Annotated in this window: 19 protein-coding genes, 7 tRNA genes and 1 pseudogene; 12 read left to right on the top strand and 15 right to left on the bottom strand. The window is 71.8% G+C overall.

The window, feature by feature from the left end; genetic code table 11:
- Positions 1-10 precede the first annotated feature (10 nt).
- Positions 11-1,243 carry a hypothetical protein gene (locus ABZ833_RS37540; RefSeq protein ID WP_361057147.1) on the bottom strand — a complete coding sequence of 411 codons (1,233 nt, stop codon included), beginning with the start codon at positions 1,241-1,243 and terminating at the stop codon, positions 11-13.
- Positions 1,240-1,806, bottom strand: coding sequence for a DUF4365 domain-containing protein (locus ABZ833_RS37545; RefSeq protein ID WP_361056815.1), 567 nt, complete (start codon positions 1,804-1,806; stop codon positions 1,240-1,242). Before ABZ833_RS37545 ends, ABZ833_RS37540 begins: the two co-directional genes overlap by 4 nt.
- A 168-nt stretch (positions 1,807-1,974) precedes the next feature.
- Here ABZ833_RS37545 and ABZ833_RS37550 point away from each other — a divergent pair, with 168 nt between their 5' ends.
- The gene (locus ABZ833_RS37550) at positions 1,975-2,700 is read left to right on the top strand and encodes a 3'-5' exonuclease (protein WP_361056818.1); all 726 of its coding nucleotides are present in this window, start codon (positions 1,975-1,977) and stop codon (positions 2,698-2,700) included.
- Positions 2,701-2,762: 62 nt separating this feature from the next.
- On the opposite strand, the gene ABZ833_RS37555 is transcribed toward ABZ833_RS37550, so the two are convergent.
- Positions 2,763-2,834, bottom strand: a tRNA-Val gene (locus ABZ833_RS37555).
- 62 nt (positions 2,835-2,896) lie between these two features.
- Positions 2,897-3,355, bottom strand: a complete 459-nt coding sequence (locus ABZ833_RS37560) for an SRPBCC family protein (RefSeq protein ID WP_361056821.1) — start codon at positions 3,353-3,355, stop codon at positions 2,897-2,899.
- A 92-nt stretch (positions 3,356-3,447) separates the two neighbouring features.
- On the opposite strand from ABZ833_RS37560, the gene ABZ833_RS37565 reads away from it, so the two are divergent.
- Positions 3,448-6,087, top strand: a complete 2,640-nt coding sequence (locus ABZ833_RS37565; RefSeq protein WP_361056824.1) for a hypothetical protein — start codon at positions 3,448-3,450, stop codon at positions 6,085-6,087.
- Positions 6,088-6,204: 117 nt separating this feature from the next.
- Here the strand turns inward: ABZ833_RS37565 and ABZ833_RS37570 are convergent.
- Together ABZ833_RS37570 and ABZ833_RS37575 are read right to left on the bottom strand one after the other, a co-directional pair.
- Positions 6,205-6,276: transfer RNA gene (locus ABZ833_RS37570), tRNA-Val, on the bottom strand.
- A gap of 66 nt (positions 6,277-6,342) precedes the next feature.
- Complete coding sequence (locus ABZ833_RS37575; protein WP_361056827.1) at positions 6,343-6,774, bottom strand: TIGR02611 family protein; 432 nt, start codon at positions 6,772-6,774, stop codon at positions 6,343-6,345.
- 191 nt (positions 6,775-6,965) lie between these two features.
- On the opposite strand from ABZ833_RS37575, the gene ABZ833_RS37580 reads away from it, so the two are divergent.
- Together ABZ833_RS37580 and ABZ833_RS37585 are read left to right on the top strand one after the other, a co-directional pair.
- Positions 6,966-7,379 carry an SsgA family sporulation/cell division regulator gene (locus ABZ833_RS37580; RefSeq protein ID WP_003959770.1) on the top strand — a complete coding sequence of 138 codons (414 nt, stop codon included), beginning with the start codon at positions 6,966-6,968 and terminating at the stop codon, positions 7,377-7,379.
- A 229-nt stretch (positions 7,380-7,608) separates the two neighbouring features.
- The gene (locus tag ABZ833_RS37585) at positions 7,609-8,172 is read left to right on the top strand and encodes a CGNR zinc finger domain-containing protein (protein WP_361056830.1); all 564 of its coding nucleotides are present in this window, start codon (positions 7,609-7,611) and stop codon (positions 8,170-8,172) included.
- Positions 8,173-8,228: 56 nt separating this feature from the next.
- Here ABZ833_RS37585 and ABZ833_RS37590 read toward each other — a convergent pair whose 3' ends face one another.
- The gene (locus ABZ833_RS37590) at positions 8,229-8,399 is read right to left on the bottom strand and encodes a hypothetical protein (protein ID WP_249591086.1); all 171 of its coding nucleotides are present in this window, start codon (positions 8,397-8,399) and stop codon (positions 8,229-8,231) included.
- 178 nt (positions 8,400-8,577) lie between these two features.
- Between ABZ833_RS37590 and ABZ833_RS37595 the strand changes: the two genes are divergently transcribed.
- A complete protein-coding gene (locus tag ABZ833_RS37595; RefSeq protein ID WP_361056834.1) occupies positions 8,578-10,128 on the top strand; it encodes a DUF4874 domain-containing protein in 1,551 nt (516 codons plus the stop codon).
- Between the two features lie 78 nt (positions 10,129-10,206).
- On the opposite strand, the gene ABZ833_RS37600 is transcribed toward ABZ833_RS37595, so the two are convergent.
- On the bottom strand, positions 10,207-10,650 hold the full coding sequence (locus ABZ833_RS37600) for a hypothetical protein (RefSeq protein WP_249591084.1): 444 nt from the start codon (positions 10,648-10,650) through the stop codon (positions 10,207-10,209).
- 188 nt (positions 10,651-10,838) lie between these two features.
- Between ABZ833_RS37600 and ABZ833_RS37605 the strand changes: the two genes are divergently transcribed.
- Positions 10,839-11,375, top strand: a complete 537-nt coding sequence (locus tag ABZ833_RS37605; protein WP_361056838.1) for a DsbA family protein — start codon at positions 10,839-10,841, stop codon at positions 11,373-11,375.
- Here ABZ833_RS37605 and ABZ833_RS37610 read toward each other — a convergent pair.
- From ABZ833_RS37610 to ABZ833_RS37620, 3 genes are all read right to left on the bottom strand, one after another.
- Positions 11,372-12,196, bottom strand: coding sequence for a GNAT family N-acetyltransferase (locus ABZ833_RS37610; RefSeq protein ID WP_361056841.1), 825 nt, complete (start codon positions 12,194-12,196; stop codon positions 11,372-11,374). The genes ABZ833_RS37605 and ABZ833_RS37610 overlap by 4 nt on opposite strands.
- Positions 12,197-12,270: 74 nt before the next feature.
- Complete coding sequence (locus tag ABZ833_RS37615) at positions 12,271-13,092, bottom strand: aminodeoxychorismate lyase (RefSeq protein ID WP_361056844.1); 822 nt, start codon at positions 13,090-13,092, stop codon at positions 12,271-12,273.
- The gene (locus ABZ833_RS37620) at positions 13,089-14,159 is read right to left on the bottom strand and encodes a chorismate-binding protein (protein ID WP_361057150.1); all 1,071 of its coding nucleotides are present in this window, start codon (positions 14,157-14,159) and stop codon (positions 13,089-13,091) included. Before ABZ833_RS37620 ends, ABZ833_RS37615 begins: the two co-directional genes overlap by 4 nt.
- Before the next feature lie 163 nt (positions 14,160-14,322).
- Between ABZ833_RS37620 and ABZ833_RS37625 the strand changes: the two genes are divergently transcribed.
- The 5 genes from ABZ833_RS37625 (at position 14,323) to ABZ833_RS37645 (ending at position 14,798) form a co-directional block, all read left to right on the top strand.
- Positions 14,323-14,395: transfer RNA gene (locus tag ABZ833_RS37625), tRNA-Gly, on the top strand.
- Positions 14,396-14,434: 39 nt separating this feature from the next.
- Positions 14,435-14,508: transfer RNA gene (locus ABZ833_RS37630), tRNA-Cys, on the top strand.
- Position 14,509: 1 nt separating this feature from the next.
- Positions 14,510-14,581, top strand: a tRNA-Val gene (locus tag ABZ833_RS37635).
- A gap of 41 nt (positions 14,582-14,622) precedes the next feature.
- Positions 14,623-14,694, top strand: a tRNA-Val gene (locus tag ABZ833_RS37640).
- Between the two features lie 29 nt (positions 14,695-14,723).
- Positions 14,724-14,798, top strand: a tRNA-Val gene (locus ABZ833_RS37645).
- A gap of 54 nt (positions 14,799-14,852) precedes the next feature.
- Here ABZ833_RS37645 and ABZ833_RS37650 read toward each other — a convergent pair.
- The 4 genes and pseudogenes from ABZ833_RS37650 to ABZ833_RS37665 all read right to left on the bottom strand — a co-directional run bounded on the left by ABZ833_RS37650 (position 14,853) and on the right by ABZ833_RS37665 (position 17,185).
- The gene (locus tag ABZ833_RS37650; RefSeq protein ID WP_361056847.1) at positions 14,853-15,167 is read right to left on the bottom strand and encodes a zf-TFIIB domain-containing protein; all 315 of its coding nucleotides are present in this window, start codon (positions 15,165-15,167) and stop codon (positions 14,853-14,855) included.
- Between the two features lie 69 nt (positions 15,168-15,236).
- On the bottom strand, positions 15,237-16,175 hold the full coding sequence (locus ABZ833_RS37655) for an aminoglycoside phosphotransferase family protein (RefSeq protein ID WP_361056850.1): 939 nt from the start codon (positions 16,173-16,175) through the stop codon (positions 15,237-15,239).
- A gap of 306 nt (positions 16,176-16,481) precedes the next feature.
- Positions 16,482-16,688 (bottom strand): hypothetical protein, encoded by a 207-nt coding sequence (locus tag ABZ833_RS37660; RefSeq protein ID WP_249591078.1) that lies wholly within the window; start codon positions 16,686-16,688, stop codon positions 16,482-16,484.
- A gap of 198 nt (positions 16,689-16,886) precedes the next feature.
- Positions 16,887-17,185 (bottom strand): annotated as a pseudogene (locus ABZ833_RS37665) (hypothetical protein).
- Positions 17,186-17,380: 195 nt separating this feature from the next.
- On the opposite strand from ABZ833_RS37665, the gene ABZ833_RS37670 reads away from it, so the two are divergent.
- Positions 17,381-18,697 (top strand): serine/threonine-protein kinase, encoded by a 1,317-nt coding sequence (locus ABZ833_RS37670; RefSeq protein ID WP_361056854.1) that lies wholly within the window; start codon positions 17,381-17,383, stop codon positions 18,695-18,697.
- The last annotated feature ends 8 nt before the right edge of the window (positions 18,698-18,705 follow it).

Here is an 18,705-nt window from a genome sequence, read left to right on the forward strand (position 1 = left end):
CCAGACGCCCCTAGTCGCCGCTGCACGCCTCCTCGAAGAAGTCGAGATTCTCCTGGAGGGACTTCATCAGGCGGTCCTTCTCCGCGTCGTCCACCTGCACCGGCACCACTCCACAGGCCCCGGTGAGCCGCCGGAACCCGCCCCGGCTCTCCAGGCGCCCGTGCACCCGGATCGGCAGCCCCACGAGGTGGGCATGGCCCGCGATGCGGTACGACTCCTCGTCGAGGGTCATGCGTACGTGGGGGACGTCCGCCCCGGCGAGCACCCGCACCCGCACGGTGCCCTCACCCCGCGGCCCCGACCGCCGCATCCGCACCACGGTCCCCGTGATCCGCACCGGCATCGCGGGCTCGTCCCGCAGATAGCGGGCGCTCGCCTCCCGCAGCACCGTCAGGTCACCGGGCGAGAACTCGACGGGCTCCGCGTCGACGGCGCACCCCTCGGGCACCCCCGCGGCCGGCGCCCACTCCACGGCGATCCGTGCCCCTTCCGTGCCCCGCACCAGGGCCACGACGGCCTCGGTCAGCTCATGGCTGACGCCCGCCTCCACGGCGCCGTCGAAGGCGTCCATGCCGCCGGTGGCGCGTTGGTAGTCGACGGCCTCGCGGACCGCGTACAGCGCCTGGTGCAGCCGCACCGCGATCAGGCGCCCGGTCAGGACGGGCACGAACGCGGTGAGCTGCCGCCCGCCGGGAGCGGGCCCGACCAGGACGCTCTCCAGGGAAGCGGCGGCGGGCCCGCGGTGCCGCGCCCCGTAGTACCCGGCACGCCCGCGCGCCGCGAGAGCTCCCGCGAGCAGCATCTGCCGTGCCGCCGCCCGCAGTTGTTCCTCCGCCGTCCAGGTCGCGGCGCCCGCGGGGCCCAGCGGGACATCCCGCCACCAGCGGATCTCGTCGCTGGGCACGGTGAGCCCGACGAGCACGTCACGCGCGGACGGCGACGCACTGCGCGACAGCGCGGTGAGCGCCTCGCCCAGCAGGTCCTCGCAGTCGGGGAAGGCCCTGCTCTCCGGCACGAGCAGACTCGTGCCGCCACCGCCTGGCCCCGGAGGGGTCCAGCGGGCGTAGCGCCCCGCCGCTCCCCCGCGCCGGTGCCAGCCGTGCCGGTCGAGCAGCGCGCCGAGCACGGCGGGGTCGACCTGCGAAGGGTCGAGCGGACCCAGCGGATCGGCCCAGGCGCCCGCGGCTTCAACGGGGTGCGGGCGAACGGAACGTAGCGGCTCTTCGATCGGGCGGTGCATCAGGGTCTCCCTCCCGTCCCGACCCGCGTCATGATCTCGCAGAGGGCCCTGTCGTCGAAGATCCGCGAGGTCGGGACGCGCACGGTGGTCCTGCGCCGGCCGGTCACCTGGTGTCCGGCGAGGTTGGTCCAGTAGCAGCAGTGCCGCAGGTCGAGCCGGTCATGGCTCGCGCGCAGCCAGTCGTCCTGCGACCGGGGCACGAGCATCACGACCAGGATCTTGTGCACCGAGACCGGGGTGCGGGCGAGCTTCTCCAGGTGCGGGTTGTCGAGCGTGAAGGAGAAGGCGGCGCCCGGGGGGTTCGGCGGTATCTGGTACGTGCACTTGAGCTGCACCTTGATGGTGACTTCGTCGTCGACCGTGTGCCCGGGGGCGCTGTGGCTGACGTGCCAGTCGATTCCGTTGTCCGGGAAGGGCTGCGAGAGCGAGCACCCCGCCGCGGCGGCGACGGCGTGCAGATAACCCACCTGAAGGGTCTCCATGCAGGCGGTGGTGGCGAGTGTGCCGCGCGGCGGTGCGATCCGCTCGGGCAGCAGCCCACCCTTTTCGGGCTGCGCGAGCGCCATGTGCAACGAGCCTTCCGAACCAGTGAATCCCCGCTTCGGGCCGGTCAATTCCCAAGCCCTGTACCTCTGTTGTCTCCGGGCCGCGTACAGCGCAAACGGCCCGGGTATCACCGGTGTGGGCAGGGGAGGAAAGCCATCTGCCGGACATGATCGAGGAGTTGCGTCACTATGACGTGCTGGTACGAGGGGCCCTTGGCCGCATTCGACACGGAGACCACGGGCGTCGACGTCGAGACCGACCGCATTGTGTCGGCCGCCGTCGTCGTCCAGCAAGGAGCGGGCACCCGCCCGCGCATCACTCGCTGGCTGGTGAACCCGGGCGTTCCCGTGCCCGCGGGCGCCACCGCGGTGCACGGCCTGACGGAGGAACATCTCCAGCACAACGGCCGCTGGCCCGCGCCGGTGATGGAGGAGATAGCGAGGGAACTGGCGGAACAGGGTGCGGCGGGCCGCCCCATCGTCGTCATGAACGCACCGTTCGATCTGACGATCCTGGACCGGGAGTTGCGCAGGCACCGCGCGTCGTCGCTCAGCCACTACATGGCGGGCTCGCCGCTGTGCGTCCTGGATCCGCGGGTCCTGGACAAGCAGCTCGACCGTTACCGCAAGGGCCGCCGCACCCTGACCGATCTGTGCGCGCACTACGCGGTGGAACTGGACGAGGCGCACGACGCGGCGGCCGACGCGCAGGCCGCGCTGGATGTCGTGCGTGCCGTGGGTCAGCGTTTCGCGTCCCGGCTCGAACGGCTCTCGCCTGCCGAGCTGCACGCGCTCCAAGCGGTGTGGCACGCGGCGCAGGCGCGCGGTCTGCAGGCCTGGTTCGCGCGCAGCGGTACACCGGAGGCCGTGGATCCGGCCTGGCCGCTGCGGCCCGAAATGCCTGCGGCAGCCTGACCGTCCATACGGTGCGGGCATGAAAAAACCGGTCCGTCGGTGACGGACCGGCATTCTCCGGGTGGGCGATACTGGGTTCGAACCAGTGACCTCTTCGGTGTGAACGAAGCGCTCTCCCACTGAGCTAATCGCCCGGGAACGGACTGAACAATACAGGTCTTCGCGGGTTTCCTTCAAACCGCTTCCGCGAGAACCCTCAGTCGCCCCTCAAGTCCCCTCCGAGGTGCTCCTTCAGGCCTCGCTCGCCCGCACGCATCATCAGCGCGTGGTTGAGGAGGAAGACGGGTCTCCCGGGCACGGCGAGGCGCCGCATCAGCGGTTTGCGCACCACCACTTCCTGGTCGTAGACCGCCTGCGTCCCGCCCGGCACAGCCGTGACGGTCCAGCGCGCCCAGCCCTCCAGATCCCCGGTCATCGCGATCTCCAGGACCCCGGCCTCCGGGTCGCGGAGCCGCTCCTCGCCGGTGACGAACAGGTCGTACGGCAGGAGGGAGCGGAAGCGCGCGGTGCCGCTGCGCTCGTCCACGGGGGTCACCTCACGCACCTGGGGCCACCACGCCGGATAGTCCTCGGCGCGTTCGAGGACGGCGTACACGTCACAGGGCGGTGCGGGCACGTTCCAGACACTGCGGAAGCGGTAGTGGCTCCAGTCCATGGTCCGAGTCTGCCGGTAGGGCGCCCGATCTGAGTACGTACTGAGTATCCGCACCGATGTCCGTCGCTGTGTCCCGGACCACACTCCACGGCATGACGAACATTCCGCCCCCGGCCGAGGAGCTCCGCGTCCTCGACCTGGAGCTGCACCGACTCGACGCGCGCAGGTCGCAGTTGCTGCAACGCCGCGCCTGGCTGATCGGCGCCCTGCAAGCGGCGGCGCCACCCGCCTCCGCTCCCCCGCGGCCGCCGGCCCGCGCCCCGGAGGCCACACCGCCGAACGTGCAGAACGCGCTGCTCACGCTGGGCGGCATCCTGCTGACCATCGCGGCGATCGCCTTCACGCTGGTGAGCTGGGGCCATCTCGGCATCGGCGGCCGCAGTGCCGTTCTCGCGGCCGTGACGCTCACGGCGCTCGGCGTGCCCGCGCTCCTTCTGCGCCGGAAGCTGCGTTCGACGGCGGAGACGGTGGCCGCGCTCGGCCTCGCCCTGACCGCCCTGGACGCGTACGCCCTCCATGCCGTCGCCCTGCCGCAGGCCGACGCCCTGGGCTACACGGCGGCCGCGTCCGCCGGGCTCGCGGCGCTGTGGGCGGCGTACGGACTGCTCTTCCGCGAGCTGCGGTTGCCCTTGCCGCTGGCCGTGGCGACCGCTCAACTCCCGTTGTTCCTCTGGGCGCGCGCGGCGGAGGCGGGTGACCACGCGACGGCTGCGGCACTTCTGGTGACGGCGGCGTTCGATGTCGCCGTCGCGCTGCGGGTCGGCGACCCGGCCGTGCGCGTCATCGCGACCGTCGGCGCCTGCGCCACGGGGCTGTGGGGCGCGGCGGGCTCGGGCTATCTGTCCTGGTCCGCCACGGATCTGCCCGAAGCGGCGCGGGCGAGCGCGCTCCTGATGCTGGCCGCGTCGATCGCGCTGGTGGCGGCATGGCTGATCACGCAGCCCCCGCAGGCGACGGGCGCGGCGTTCGCGGGCGGCCTGCTCGTGGCGGCCGCGGCCGGTGGCGTGCTGCGCGAGGCGCTGCCCTCCGCCTGGGCGGTCCCCGGCTATCTGGCGTGCGGCATCGCGCTGTTGGCGGTCGTACGCACCGCCTTGCCGCGCCCCGTCCTGCGCGGGATCGCCGGTGCGGCGCTCCTGGTGCACGCGCTCGCGGCGCTGTGGACGCTGCCCGCGTTCGTCACCGCCCTGTTCGGGCCCGTGAGTTGGGCCGGAAAGGCGTGGTCGGGCGCGCCGCGGGACGCGGGGGACGCGTTCGCCGTATCCGGCCTGTCCGTGCAACACCCCGTCATGGCCTCGCTCGTGCTCGCGGTGGTCGCCGGGGCCCTGTTCGCGGCGGCCCGGCTTCTGCCCGCGATCATTGAGCTGCCGGGGACGCCGCCGCGCAGCCGGTCAGCTGCCGCAGGAGCGGCACCATCTGCCGCCCCTGCCTCAGGTCCCGGCGCCTCGCCGACCGCGGCGCCCGGTGCGGATCCTGCCGCCGGTGCCGGTGCGGGGCCCGCAGCCAAGCCGGGCGCAGATCCTTCGGCGGATCCCGGTGCGGAGCGGGGCGCCGGGCTGCCCCTCGCCCCCGCCACGCCGCCGTCCGGCGCACCTCACCTCAACACCCCCGCCATCACCCGCTCCGGCGCCCTGTCCCTCGCCTGGGCCGCCCTCCTCATCCTCCCCTCCGCACTCCAACTCCCCTACGCGGCCGGGGTGTCGGCGTACGTCGCCCTGACCGCAGCCCTGCTCGCCGTCGCGTCGCGCGTCGCCTCGAAGGCGGTCGCCCTCACCTCGCTGAGCCTGGCGGTCGCCTCCTCGGTGAGTGTCGCGTTCCTCGCCCTGGCCACCACTGAGGCAACGCTCGGCACCCTCGGCGCCCTGACGGCTCTGTTCCTGGCGGCGACGGTGCTCGCGGCCCGCCGTCAGGCGCCCGTGCCCGGTGTGGCGCCCACCGCCGTCGGTGCGGCCGTCGCGTACTCCACCGCTCTCGCCTGCGCCACGGGCGCCGCCTGGAACCTGCGTCCGGATCACACCGGGCTGCTCGTGCTGGTCGTCCCTGCGCTCAGCGCCCTCGCCGCTGCCCGGCTCGGCCGTCACCCGCTGACGCCGCCGGTGGAGGTCACCGGGGCTCTCGCGGGCGGACTCGCCATCGTCCTCACCGCCGGGCACGCGACGACCCTTGCCCTGGCCCTCGCGCTGGGCGGCGTCATCGCCGCGGGCACCGCGCTCCGCACGGACCGCCGCCCCGTCGGGTACGCGGCCGGTGCGCTGTTCCTCCTGGCGACCTGGGTACGCCTGGCCGCCTGGGACGTCGGCACCCCGGAGGCGTACACCCTGCCGGTCACCGTCCCCGCCCTCCTGATCGGCGTGCTGCGGCGCCGCCGCGCCCCGCAGACGTCCTCCTGGACCGCCTACGGCCCCGGCCTCGCCGCGACGCTCCTGCCGAGCCTCATCGCCGCCTGGAGCGACGCGCACTGGCAGCGCCCGCTGCTCCTGGGCACCGCGGCCCTGCTGATCACGCTGGTGGGCGCCCGGCACCGGCTACAGGCTCCGCTGGTGCTCGGCGGCGCGGTCCTCGCTCTGGACGCGCTGCACGAACTGGCGCCCTACATCGTCCAAGTGGTGGACGCCCTGCCGCGCTGGCTGCCGCCCGCGCTGGCCGGACTCCTGCTCCTCGCCATCGGCGCGACGTACGAACAGCGACTGCGTGACGCACGCCGGGTGCGTGACGTTGTCGGCAGAATGCACTGACTCCGCTTTTCCCGCGCCGCAACCGACGGGACGTCAATTCCCTTGTGCCGCACGGGAAAGCGAGCGAATACGACTGCGGCCCGGAGGCTTAAAAGCCTCCGGGCCGCAGTTCCGGGGTGGGCGATACTGGGTTCGAACCAGTGACCTCTTCGGTGTGAACGAAGCGCTCTCCCACTGAGCTAATCGCCCCGGGCGCACGGAGAACATTACCGCATGTCAGCGGGTGCCTCCGACCGCCTTGGAGTCACCCGGAGGTCACTCCTTGATCTTCCACGGCATCTCGAGGCCGAACTTCCAGACGTAGATCGCGACGAGCACGGCGATGATCACCAGGCCGATGGTCGTCAGGATGATGTTCCGGCGTCGGACCTTGGGGTCGAGCGCGCGCTGCGCCGCCTCCGTGACCTTCCGCTTCGTCCAGCGAAGGACCAGCTGGGCCCAGACGAACTCGGTCGCCCAGATCGCCATTCCACCGAAGATCACCAGCCAGCCCGGTCCGGGCAGCGGCAGCATCACGATGCCCGCGGCAACCACAGCGAGACCGACGATGAACACGCCGACCTGCCAGCTGAGGTGCAGCGCCTTGCGGGCCTGGATGAACTCCGGCGCACGCGATCCGAGCGGCTGTTCGTCCTTCGTACCGGTGATTGTTTCGGCAACCCCCGGCTCGTTACTCCCCGTATTCATACGGCCAAACCCTACCGGACGGAAACCCGTCACCGGAATGGCCGTACCGACCGAACAAACAACCCGCCGTACGAGCTACCTAAAGACACCCAAAACCCTCAGAGGGGTTTACAACGGCACCGTAGGTGGCATGTCGATTTCGCCGACGTGCGAATCCCCGAGCGCACACTGAGCGAAAGGCCCTGGCGCTTATGAACACCACGGTCAGCTGCGAGCTGCACCTGCGCCTCGTTGTGTCGAGCGAGTCCTCACTGCCTGTACCCGCAGGACTGCGGTATGACACGGCCGATCCCTATGCCGTGCACGCCACCTTCCACACCGGAGCCGAGGAAACCGTCGAGTGGGTGTTCGCCCGCGACCTCCTCGCCGAGGGCCTGCACCGGCCCACCGGTACCGGCGACGTCCGAGTCTGGCCGTCCCGGAGCCACGGTCAGGGTGTTGTCTGCATCGCCCTGAGTTCCCCCGAGGGTGAGGCTCTGCTCGAGGCCCCGGCGCGGGCCCTGGAGTCGTTCCTGAAGCGAACCGATGCGGCCGTGCCGCCCGGCACGGAACACCGCCACTTCGATCTGGATACGGAGCTCTCGCACATCCTGGCCGAAAGTTAGCTCCAGGCCGCGCGAGAGCGCCCGGCGCCGTCCGACTCGGGGCGACGGCTCGGGCATGACAACCGCACAGTGCAGACACACCGGCGCCGTCGCCGCGGACTCCCGCGGGGACGGCGCCGGTGTGTCCTGTCGCGAAGCCGCTAGCATCGGCCAGCATCGGCGGGCACCCTTCCCCAGGCTCTCCAGGAGCGGGGGGAGAGCCCACTACCCCCAGGCCAGGGAGCAAATCGTGCTGATCACCCACGACACCCGGTGCGCACTCGACGCCGTGGTCGATCTGGTGAACACCGCGCCGGACGACGACAGCGCCGGGACGGAGGGGCTCGCGGACCTAGCGGCTTTGGGCGAGTTCGTACGAAGCCACGACATAAGTGACGTCGGGGTGCTCTCGGAGCGTGACCTGGCCGGCGTCCGGCACATCCGGAGCCGCTTCCGGGAAGTCTTCGCGGCGCCCGAGCCGCAGGCCGCGGCGGCGGTGATCAACGAACTGATCGCCGCGGCGGGCACCACGCCCCGGCTCACCGACCACGACGGCTACGACTGGCACGTGCACTACTTCGCGCCCGGCGCCTCCATCGCCGACCACCTCGCGGCGGACTGCGGGATGGCGCTCGCGTTCTTCGTGGTCGCCGGCGAGCAGGAGCGGCTGCGGCGCTGCGAGGCCCCGGACTGCCGGCACGCCTTCGTCGACCTCTCCCGCAACCGCTCGCGCCGCTACTGCGACAGCCGGACCTGCGGCAACCGACTGCACGTCGCCGCCTACCGGGCCCGGCGCAAGGAAGCGGCGGGCTGATCCCGCGGCCGCGACGCCCCTGAGAACCCTCAGAACCCTCAGAGCCCTCAGAACGCTCAGAGCCCCAGCAGATCGTGCAACGAACCCATCAGGATCAGGACGCCGATCACCGCCAGGAAGATCATCAGGGGTGGCTGGGAGAGCGCGAACAGACAGCCCTTGGGCTCTTCCGTCGCGGCTCGCTCATCGGTCGGCGGGGCGGCATCGCCCGGTGCGGTCTCCAGCATCTCGCGGCGATGATGACTCAGTCCCGGGGGTACCGATGACCAACACGCCCGGAAAGCGGGGGAGTTCGCCGCATTCCGTGACCTGCAAAAGTCCAGCGTCCCGCCCGTTCCGTCCATGGCTCACCAGCGACGCACCTCGTCAGACTCGGCGGCACCGCCACACGAACGAGGGAGTCTCATGCCCATCGAACGCAGACGGTTGTTGACGACCGCGCTCGGCGCGACCGCGGCGGCGCTCGCGCCGCTCGCCACGGCGCCCTCCGCATCCGCCGCCCCATCGGCCGCTGCCTGGCACCGGGTCCCCCACCGCGGCATCCGCCCCGACGATCCGGCGGGCCGTGCCCCGCTGGCCAATCCCCGCCGCGGGTTCCGATACGAGATGTCGTACAACGCCGTGGACCTCACGAGCCCCTGGCCGAACGAACAGGACCACTCCCCCGACTCCGCGCGGACGCTCGATCTCCTGGAGCGCGAGTACGGCCCCGGCGCGAACCTCACCCAGCTGTACTTCTACCTCTGGGACTTCGCGACCTCCACGATCCCGCCGAGCGCCCTCGACAACATCGAGAGCGTCCTGCGCGGACTGCGCCGCAAGGGATACGCGGCGGTCCTGCGCTTCGTGTACGACGACGGTGTGCGGGAGAACCGCCGCTACACCGTGCAGGACATCCAGCGCCACATCGGACAGCTGGCGCCGGTCGTCGCGCGCAACAGCGACGTGGTGGCCGTGTGGCAGGCCGGCTTCCTGGGCACGTGGGGCGAGTGGCACGGCAGTCACTACGCCCACGAGACCTACCCCGACGCAGTCACCGCCATCATGACGAGCCTCGTCGAGGCGCTGCCGCCGGGACTGCACACACAGGTCCGCTACGCCGAGAAACGCGACATGATCACCAACAGGGCGATCCTGGACCGGGTCGGTTTCCACAACGACTACGTGACGCTCGGCGAGGGCGAGTGGGACTACTACGTCCCCGGCAACCCGGGCTGGCCCAGCTATCTCGACGTCTCGCAGACGCGGATGATGGACGGGGAGATGCCGTGGGACAAGGGGCAGAGCGCGGATCCGTACGCGTGGAGCACCGTCATCCCCGGGGTGGCCGCCGCACGGCGGCTGCAGACGCTCCGGTTCGACAGCCTCTCCCTGGTGCACAACGCCACGGTGACCATTCCCGCCTGGAAGACGGCGGAGCTCACCGAGCGACAGACGACGGACGCGCTGCTTCCGGTCTCGGACGGCTACTTCCGGGGGCGTGACGGGCGGCCGGTGGCGCGCACGCAGTTCGAGTACCTGCGGGATCACCTGGGCTACCGGATCGAGGTGCGCGAGGCACGCCACGACCTCTCCGCCGCCCGGCGCGGCCGCCTTCCCGTGCAGGTCGACGTGGTCAACCGCGGCTTCGCGGCACCGAAGCACCCACGTCCCGTGCGGCTCGTGCTCCTGGACGCGGACGGGCGGACGGTGACTTCCGCGGACACCAGGGCGGACTGGCGGGACTGGCGGCCGCAGGGGCGTGCGGAGACCGGGGACGACCACTCGGGCCCGGCCGTCGCGACCGTGAGCGGAGAGCTCACGGTGCCCGCAGGGGCGCGTGGACCGCATCGCGTGGGTCTGGCCCTGCCCGACCCCGCGTTCCCCGGGAGAGGGCGCGCGGTGCGGTGCGCGAACGCGTCGGTGGAGTGGGTCGAGGGCGTGAACGTGATCGCGAAGGTGCGGCTCGGCGGCTGACCCGCGGGGCGGGAGCCGCTCCCGTCAGATGCGGTGCTCCCGTCAGATGCGGTGCTCCCGTCAGGTGTGGTGCTCCCGTCAGATGCCGTGCTTCTTCAGGATGGCCTCGATGTCGCTGAAGTCCTCCTTGGGCGCGGCTGCCTTCGGCTGAGCCGCGGGCTGGGCGGCCGGGCGGGCGCCCTGGCCCAGGGAGGGCGCGGACGCCGCGGGGGCCACCGCCTCGCGCTGGGCCGCCTTCGCGGCCTTGCGCTCCTTGCGGGTGCCGCCGGAGCGGCGCTCCACGGCGCGGGTGATCATGAAGAGCAGCCAGGCGACGCCGAGCACGCCGAAGCCCGCCCAGGCCTTCATGCTGAAGGCGGTGTCGGCCAGCCATCCCACGACACCGGTCATCACCAGGCCGACCGGGACCAGGGAATAGGCGGCGAGGCGCGTCGCCGCGAGGAAACGCTTGCGATAGGCCGTGATCGCGGCGATGCCGAGGCCGGCCGCGGATACGGCGGAACAGACGGTCTCGGCAATCATCCGGTCCTCCAGGCGTGCGGGCGTAGACGGTGACACTGTCGCCCTTCCATCCTGCACCGGGTGGCCCCCCGCAGGCCACGCCCCGAGCGGACTTCAGGGACATATCAGGGTCGGGCCTCCTCCGCAGGTTCCGGTCGGCGTCCGGGCCCCGGTTGGGAGCAGGTCGCGGGGCTGGAAGACTGTGACCCATGAGCGACTCTGCCCCCGCCGCCCCCACCGGTCCCCTCGTCATCGACATCTGGTGCGAGCTGGAGTGCCCGGACTGCCGGACCGCCCTCGACGACGTACGCACGCTCCGCGACCGCTACGGCGACCGCGTCGAGCTGCGCCTTCGGCACTTCCCCCTCGAAAAGCACAAGCACGCCTTCGCCGCCGCCCAGGCCGCCGAGGAGGCCTTCGAGCAGGGACAGGGCTGGCCGTACGTCGAGGCCGTGCTCGGCAAGGCCGAGGAGCTGACCCGCAAGGGCGAACCCTTCCTGGTCGAGGTGGCCCGTGAACTGGGCCTGGACGCCGAGGAGTTCGACACCGCTCTCGTCGACGGACGCCACATGCTGATCGTCGACGCCGACCAGGCCGAGGGCAAGGCGATCGGCGTCACCGGGACACCGACGTACGTCATCGGGGGCGAGCGCCTCGACGGCGGAAAGAGCCAGGACGGCCTGCTCGAGCGGGTCGAGGAGATCACGGACCTCCTGCTCGCGGCCTCCGGGCAGCACGGTTCCTAGAGCAGCTGCTTGTAGACGTAGTACATGACCGGTTCGTAGCCGAGCGACTCGTACAGGCGCAGGGCCGGGGTGTTGCCCGCGAAGACGTTGAGGCCCATGCGGGTCAGACCCACCGCACGGGCCTGGGTCTCCGCGAGGAGCATCAGGGAGCGGCCGTGGCCGTGTCCGCGGTGCTCCTCGTCGACCTCGACGTCGAAGACGAACGCGTCGCCGTCGCGCAGCGCGAGCCACAGGGTGCCGACCTTCGTGCCCTCCTGCGTGAGCACGCTGAGGCTGGTTCCGGGGGTCGCGAGGCCCTGCGGCAGGTGGTCGGCGTGGTCCGCGTCGGACTTGGCGCGCGCCTCCGCCTCCGGGACGCCGCGCTCGATCCACGTCTGGGCGTAGTCCTCCTTCTCGCGGGCCAGCCACACCTCGTACTCGTCCTCGGTCATCTCCCGCCCCTCGATGCCCGGCGGCAGCGCGGGCGGCTCGGCGCTCAGGGGCTTGACCATGTGGCGGTTGCGCTCCTGGTAGCCGAGGGACACGGCGAGGCGGTGGGCCGCCGCGGCCTCGGCGGGCACGGCCACTTCGATCCGCTCGCAGCCCCAGCCGCGCACCACCTCCTCGGCGGCGAGCACGGCGACGGTGGCACGGCCGCGTCTGCGGTCGGGTTCCTTGATGCTCAGATCGCGCATCTCGGCGACACCGGGGCCGAACACGGCGTGCGTGGCGAGTTCTATCCCGCCCACAGGACGGCTGTTCACGCGCACTTCGTAGGTGCGTGACTTCGCGCCGTCAGCGCTCTGCTGAAGCGGCCCGGTCGGCCGCAGGGTCGTGGTCATCAGTGGTGTTCTACCCGCCCTGCGGCTCGTGCGTCATCAGGATTACAAGCAGTTGGGTCCTCTTGCCGGACCGGTCACGGATCGAGGTCGTCCGCCGCCCGCTCGTCGAAGACCCGCATCGCCTTGGCGGTCACCGGACCCGGCGCGCCCGGCAGTTCGCGCCCGTCGATCCGCTGCACGGCCTGGACGTCACGGAGTGTCGAGGTCAGGAACACCTCGTCGGCGCGGTCCAGGACGTCGAACGGAAGATCGGTCTCGCGCGCGTTCGTCCAGTCGACGGCCAACGCGCGCGTGATGCCCGCCAGGCACCCGGAGGCGACCGGCGGCGTGTGGATCTCGCCGTCGAGCACGACGAAGACGTTCGATCCCGTGCCTTCGCACAGCTGCCCCACCGTGTTGGCGAACAGCGCCTCCGAAGCGCCCTGTTCGCGGGCGCGCGCGAGGGCGACGACGTTCTCGGCGTACGACGTGGTCTTCAGGCCGGTCAGGGCGCCGCGCTCGTTGCGGGTCCACGGCACCGTGATCACGGCGGTCGTGTCGGAGCGCCTGCCGGCCTCACCGACGGCGACGACGAGGGTCTGCCCCTGGTCGCCGCGGTCCGAGCCGAGCGGCGAGAGGCCTCCGGTGTACGTGATGCGCAGCCGTCCGAGGGGCAGCGGGTCGGCGTCGAGCACGGCGGCGCAGGCCGCGCGCACCTCGTCGAGGTCCGGCTCGGGCAGGCCGAGGCCGCGTGCCGAACGGGCGAGCCGGTCCAGGTGCCGGGTCAGCGCGAAGGGCCGCCCCTGGACCGACTTCACCGTCTCGAAGATTCCGTCGCCGACGGTCAGTCCGTGGTCGAGCACGGAGACGCGGGCGGTCTCGATGTCCTGCAGGCCACCGTTGAGCCAGATCTTCACTGAAGGGTTCCTCCACTCACTTCGTACGCTCCCGACGCTACCGCCAGCAGTCTTTCCGCCTTCAGCTCGGTCTCCCGCCACTCCCCCTCGGGGTCCGAGCCCCAGGTGATTCCCGCACCGGTGCCGAACCGCAGCACGCCCTGCGCACGGTCGAACCAGAAGGTGCGGATGCCGACGGCCAGTTCGCCGGTCCCCCGGTCGGCATCGACCCAGCCGATGCCGCCGCAGTACGGGCCGCGGGGCGAGGTCTCCAGGGCGTCGATGATGCGCAGGGCGCTGGACTTGGGGGCGCCGGTGACGGAACCGGGCGGGAAGGCGGCGGCGAAGAGTTCGGGCCAGCCGGCGTCGGGGCTCAGCTCGCCCCGGACGGTGGAGACGAGGTGGACGAGCCCGGGGTGCTTCTCGATCACGCAGAGGTCGGGGACCGTCACGGAGCCGGTCCCGCATATCCGCCCGAGGTCGTTGCGGACGAGGTCCACGATCATGACGTTCTCGGCGTAGTCCTTCTCCAGGAGATCCGCCTCGGTGCGGCCCGTGCCCTTGATCGGCCCCGACTCGACGACGCGGCCCTCGCGCCGCAGGAACAGCTCGGGTGACGCCGTCGCTATCTCGACCCCGTGCTCGGGCAGCCGGATCGTTCCGGCGTACGGAGCGGGATTGCCGCGCGCGAGGAGCGCGGTCAGGGCGTCGACGTCCACACCGTCCGCGCCGTCCGGAACCGGCGCGGACAGCACGCGGCAGAGGTTCGCCTGATAGACGTCGCCCGCCGCGATGTGTTCGCGCACCCGCCGCACGCCGTCCACATACGCGGCGCGGTCGAGCGACGACGTCCAGTCACCGGCGGCGGGGCCCCGCCAGGCCCCCGGCACCGGAGCGGGCACCGGCTCCTCGCGTACGTCGTCGAAGCGGGCGCAGACCAGTTCGCCCTCGAAGCTCGCGGAGACCGCCCAGAAACCGCGGGAGTCCAGGGCCGAGGGATCGCTGGTCACGTCCCTGAGGCCGGTCGCGAGCAGGCCGCCGAAGCGCGCCATGGGCGGGGCCGCCCCGGAGGGGGGCCGGGAGGACATCTGAGGGGCGCTGTGCACGCCTGTGAGTCTATGACCGGTGTCCTGGTGGCGCCCCGGGCCGGTGACAGCGCAGCACGCTGCGCAAACGCGTTTTTGTACTGGCCCAGGAATCCGCTAGAGTTCAACACGTCGCCGGGACGCGCAAGCGGGCCGGGAAAGACAAGCGGACGTAGCTCAGTTGGTAGAGCGCAACCTTGCCAAGGTTGAGGTCGCCAGTTCGAACCTGGTCGTCCGCTCGCAGGAAGTGGGGGATCTTCCCGAACCCCCGCACTCCTGGTGGAGTGGCCGAGAGGCGAGGCAACGGCCTGCAAAGCCGTCTACACGGGTTCAAATCCCGTCTCCACCTCCAAGGACGATTAGCTCAGCGGGAGAGCGCTTCCCTGACACGGAAGAGGTCACTGGTTCAATCCCAGTATCGTCCACTGGATCTTCTCGAAGGCTCGCCTTCCTGAGGTCTGAACCCGCGCGATTAGCTCAGCGGGAGAGCGCTTCCCTGACACGGAAGAGGTCACTGGTTCAATCCCAGTATCGCGCACGCAGTACGCACCACACGCAGGTTGACCCGCGCGATTAGCTCAGCGGGAGAGCGCTTCCCTGACACGGAAGAGGTCACTGGTTCAATCCCAGTATCGCGCACCATCCGCACGAAGCCCCCGGCCGTTCCCACGGCCGGGGGCTTCGTCGTTCCTCCGGTCAGGAGGAGAAGAGCATGTGCCCGAAGCTCTTGTGACGCTTGTTGTGGCCGTAGTGCCCACCGTGACCGCCGTGACCGCCGTGGTGGCCGCCGTGCTGGGGAGCGCCCCACTGCGGCGCGGGAGCGGCCGGGTACGCCTGCGGGGCGGGCGGCGGGGGCGGGGCCTGCTGGCCGCCCCACTGGGACTCGACCCGGCTCAGGGCCTCGAGCTCGCCGTAGTCGAGGAATATCCCGCGGCAACCGCTGCACTGCTCGATCTGGACGCCATTGCGGTTGTACGTGTGCATCGGTGCATGGCACTTGGGACACTGCATGGTCGGCTCAACTCCTCGCCGGTCGTGAATGCTTGGCCGGATCTCTGCCCGGCTTCGGTGCGTTGCACCCTACTTCGTGGTGGTGGGCGCCAACTCCGGCGGGAGGGCCGCCATTCGATCACAGGCGTCGACCACCGCCTGCTCGATCTCGTCGAGGGGCCGGTTCTCCCTGCCGGACTTGGCGACGGCGAGGGCCGCGGTCTGCGCGGTGAGGGCGCGGGCCGGCACGTCGAGGGCGGGCCAGGGGTCCGCGCCGTCCGCCGGGACCGCGGGTCCACGTGCCGCGCGGTAGGCGGTGAGGAAGCGGGTCCATTCGTCCGGGGCCAGGAGGCCGCAGGCGAACCAGGCCGCGGGGCGGGCCAGGTCCCAGGCGGGGTCGCCGAGGCCGAGGTCGTCTACGTCGATGAGCAGCCAGCGTCCTTCGGGAGTGCGGACCAGCTGGCCCAGGTGCAGGTCACCGTGGCACAGGAGCTTGGGGAGCGGGGCCGGGGCCTCGGCCCGGGCCCAGGCGGGGAGCGTGGCCCAGGCCCGCTCGACGGGGGCGGCCGCGGGGTGCGCCCCCGCGTCCCGCATCCGCGTCATCGCCCGTGCGGCCTTCGTGGGGCCGCGCATGTCCGGGAGCGGATGCGGGAGTTCGGCCGGGGGCGTGGCGTGCAGGCGGGCGAGGAGGGTGGCGACGGCTTCCCAGGGGGCGGCGTCGGGATCGTCGCGGTCCACCGGGGTACCGGCCGGCCAGAAGGTGACCAGGCGGCCGTCGAGCGGGACCGCCGTCTCGCCGAGCGGGGGAAGCAGGATGCCGCTCAGAGCGGCGGCGACTTTCAGCCGGGCCGTGAGCTCGATGGGGTCCGTGCCGGGGGCGTGGGCCTTGGCGACGGTGTCGCCGTGCCGGACGACCGTGGCGTCGTCCCGGTCCGCCAGGACGGCATCGGGGGCGCAGGCGCAAGCGAGCGGGGTGCGGTGGGCTGCGTGGCGGACCTTGACGGTCAGCGCGGACAGCAAGGCGGTCACGGGTCCCCCGGCGTGCGTCGATCGGTGTTCCCCGTGAGCGTACGCATCCGGGGCTCCGACGCCCTGGCCCCCCTGCAAGATGTCCTCAATCGCCGGACGGGCTGAATTTTCAGCCCGTCCGGCGATTGAGGACGAGCTCGGCGCAGCCGGTGATGTCCCCCGCGGAGCACCCCGGCGCAAAGAAGTGCCCGCGCAGCTCCCCAGCTGCGCGGGCATTTCTCGTGCCGTCCGCCGCACCCCCGTCCCCACGGGGTTTCCTGGCCGGATGTCCCCGCCCGGACCGCTCATCCGGGCCTGGGGCGCCGCTCAGCGCCCCAGCATCACGCCCACGGACGACGCCTGTGTGACCACTGCTTCCCAGCCGCCGAAGACGACCACCAGCAGGGCCGCCAGAGGAAGAACCATGGCCGTCGCCACCAGGGGGTGGCGCGTGCCGGACGGGCGGACGCCGAACGAGGCGAAGGCCTTCCGTCCTTGCGTGCGGACCATTGCCCGCGGTGCCGTGTCCGCCATGGTTCCTCTCCTGACCGAGTCTGTATGAACTTGGCAGCGGCGGGTGTCTGACCTCGGGGGACGAGTGCTGCACCCGCCGCTTGACCTCAAATCTAGGTGTGCCGGAGGTCTCGGTCGTCATGCCCTCGTACCGATTGCCGGGCCTCCCGGAGGATGACCGATCGTCGGTCATGTACTCCCATGGGTGGAGACGGGGTCCTAGGTCTCGGGGTCTTCCCGGAGGGGACGGGCTGCCTGCTCGGACGTGTCCTCTCTGGGCACGGGCTGCTCGACCAGAGCCAGGACACGGGTCGACATGAACCGTGCCGTCCGCACGACGGACCCTCCCCCACTGCCTGAAGGGCGCGGGGGGACCCCCAGCGGGTGACTTCGCTCACTTCGACCACCCCTCTGCGCACCGCCGTCTCCACCCGGCGGCCCGCCCGGCTCGCCACCACCTCGTACGTCCGTGTCGTGTCCCCGGCGTCCACGACTATCTCCACGCGATCACCCTTCACGGGATCAATCCCCCTTCAGCGATGGATGGTTGGGAACGGTGACCCCCACAACGGCCGCCCGCCCCCGCGTCCCTGACCACTCTTCAAGTTTCCCACCCGGCACTGACAATCGGTCGGGCCGCGAGGGCGCGGCCTCTGCACCTGCCCGGCCACGGAAACGTAAGCTGTGGCACGACAACGGACCGGGCAGCGGGGATGGACATGGCGATGATGCGGCTCCGGCGCGAGGACCCGCGTGTCGTCGGCTCGTTCAGACTGCACAGGCGGCTGGGCGCCGGCGGCATGGGTGTCGTCTACCTGGGGTCGGACCGGCGGGGGCAGCGCGTCGCCCTGAAGGTGATCCGGCCCGACCTGGCGGAGGACGAGGAGTTCCGGTCGCGCTTCGCGCGGGAGGTGTCCGCCGCCCGGCGGATCCGCGGTGGCTGCACCGCGCGGCTCGTCGCCGCCGATCTCGACGCCGACCGGCCGTGGTTCGCCACGCAGTACGTTCCCGGCCCGTCCCTGCACGACAAGGTCGCCGCCGAGGGCCCGCTCTCCGCGGCCGATGTGGCGGTCGTCGGTTCGGCGCTCGCCGAAGGGCTCGTCGCCGTGCACGAAGCCGGTGTGGTGCACCGCGACCTGAAGCCGTCGAACATCCTGCTGTCCCCGAAGGGGCCGCGGATCATTGACTTCGGCATCGCCTGGGCCACCGGCGCATCGACGCTGACCCATGTGGGCACCGCCGTCGGTTCGCCCGGTTTCCTCGCGCCCGAGCAGGTGCGCGGCGCCGCCGTCACGCCCGCCACGGACGTGTTCGCCCTCGGTGCCACCCTCGCGTACGCGGGGATGGCGGACTCGCCCTTCGGGCACGGCAGTTCAGAGGTCATGCTCTACCGCGTCGTCCACGAGGAGGCGCAGCTCGGCGGGGTTCCTGACGCGCTCGCCCCGCTGATCAGGGCCTGTCTGGCCAAGGACCCGGCGGAACGCCCCAGCACGCTCCAACTGTCGCTCAGGCTCAAGGAGATCGCGGCCCGTGAGGCACAGGGCCTGACCGAGCCGCGGCCGCCCGCGCCCCGGCAGGACCAGGACCGGCCGACGGGGCGGATGGCCCAGGAGTACGTGGACCAGCACACCCAGCGGCGTCATCCGCAGGGCACTCCCCCGCCGCGGCCGAGTTCCTCGCGGACCGGCTCCTCTCGGACCGGCTCGTCGCGCACGGGTTCATCCCGTACGGGTTCCTCGCGGCCGAATTCTTCGCGGCCGGGGTCCAGTTCCTCGCGGTCCGGCTCGCGTCCCGCGCAGTCCCGGAACACGACGCGTTCCGGCGGCGCGCGGCGGCCCGCCAATCCGCGGCTGCTGCGGCAGCGGCTCTTCGTGTTCGTGGTCGTGACGCTGCTCGTGGCCCTCGGGATCGCGGCGGCGCAAGGGTGCCAGGGGCCCGCACGCGGGCTCGGCGGCAGCGACGTGCACGGCGTACAGCAGAGTCAGGGCCAGAGCGAGCGGCAGGCCCCGGGGCCGGGCCCTCGGAGCTGAGGGCGTCT

Source organism: Streptomyces sp. NPDC047525 (assembly GCF_040643025.1).
GTDB classification, from domain to species: Bacteria; Actinomycetota; Actinomycetes; order Streptomycetales; family Streptomycetaceae; genus Streptomyces; species Streptomyces durmitorensis.

What these genes read in the sequence shown, in the direction of transcription:
- ABZ833_RS37650 (WP_361056847.1), bottom strand. Translation starts at nt 15,167, where the DNA reads ATGCAGTGTCCCAAGTGCCATGCACCGATGCACACGTACAACCGCAAT.
- ABZ833_RS37545 (WP_361056815.1), bottom strand. Translation starts at nt 1,806, where the DNA reads ATGGCGCTCGCGCAGCCCGAAAAGGGTGGGCTGCTGCCCGAGCGGATC.
- ABZ833_RS37575 (WP_361056827.1), bottom strand. Translation starts at nt 6,774, where the DNA reads ATGAATACGGGGAGTAACGAGCCGGGGGTTGCCGAAACAATCACCGGT.
- ABZ833_RS37560 (WP_361056821.1), bottom strand. Translation starts at nt 3,355, where the DNA reads ATGGACTGGAGCCACTACCGCTTCCGCAGTGTCTGGAACGTGCCCGCA.
- ABZ833_RS37590 (WP_249591086.1), bottom strand. Translation starts at nt 8,399, where the DNA reads ATGCTGGAGACCGCACCGGGCGATGCCGCCCCGCCGACCGATGAGCGA.
- ABZ833_RS37595 (WP_361056834.1), top strand. Translation starts at nt 8,578, where the DNA reads ATGCCCATCGAACGCAGACGGTTGTTGACGACCGCGCTCGGCGCGACC.
- ABZ833_RS37610 (WP_361056841.1), bottom strand. Translation starts at nt 12,196, where the DNA reads ATGACCACGACCCTGCGGCCGACCGGGCCGCTTCAGCAGAGCGCTGAC.
- ABZ833_RS37620 (WP_361057150.1), bottom strand. Translation starts at nt 14,159, where the DNA reads ATGTCCTCCCGGCCCCCCTCCGGGGCGGCCCCGCCCATGGCGCGCTTC.
- ABZ833_RS37670 (WP_361056854.1), top strand. Translation starts at nt 17,381, where the DNA reads ATGGACATGGCGATGATGCGGCTCCGGCGCGAGGACCCGCGTGTCGTC.
- ABZ833_RS37660 (WP_249591078.1), bottom strand. Translation starts at nt 16,688, where the DNA reads ATGGCGGACACGGCACCGCGGGCAATGGTCCGCACGCAAGGACGGAAG.
- ABZ833_RS37550 (WP_361056818.1), top strand. Translation starts at nt 1,975, where the DNA reads ATGACGTGCTGGTACGAGGGGCCCTTGGCCGCATTCGACACGGAGACC.
- ABZ833_RS37565 (WP_361056824.1), top strand. Translation starts at nt 3,448, where the DNA reads ATGACGAACATTCCGCCCCCGGCCGAGGAGCTCCGCGTCCTCGACCTG.
- ABZ833_RS37600 (WP_249591084.1), bottom strand. Translation starts at nt 10,650, where the DNA reads ATGATTGCCGAGACCGTCTGTTCCGCCGTATCCGCGGCCGGCCTCGGC.
- ABZ833_RS37605 (WP_361056838.1), top strand. Translation starts at nt 10,839, where the DNA reads ATGAGCGACTCTGCCCCCGCCGCCCCCACCGGTCCCCTCGTCATCGAC.
- ABZ833_RS37580 (WP_003959770.1), top strand. Translation starts at nt 6,966, where the DNA reads ATGAACACCACGGTCAGCTGCGAGCTGCACCTGCGCCTCGTTGTGTCG.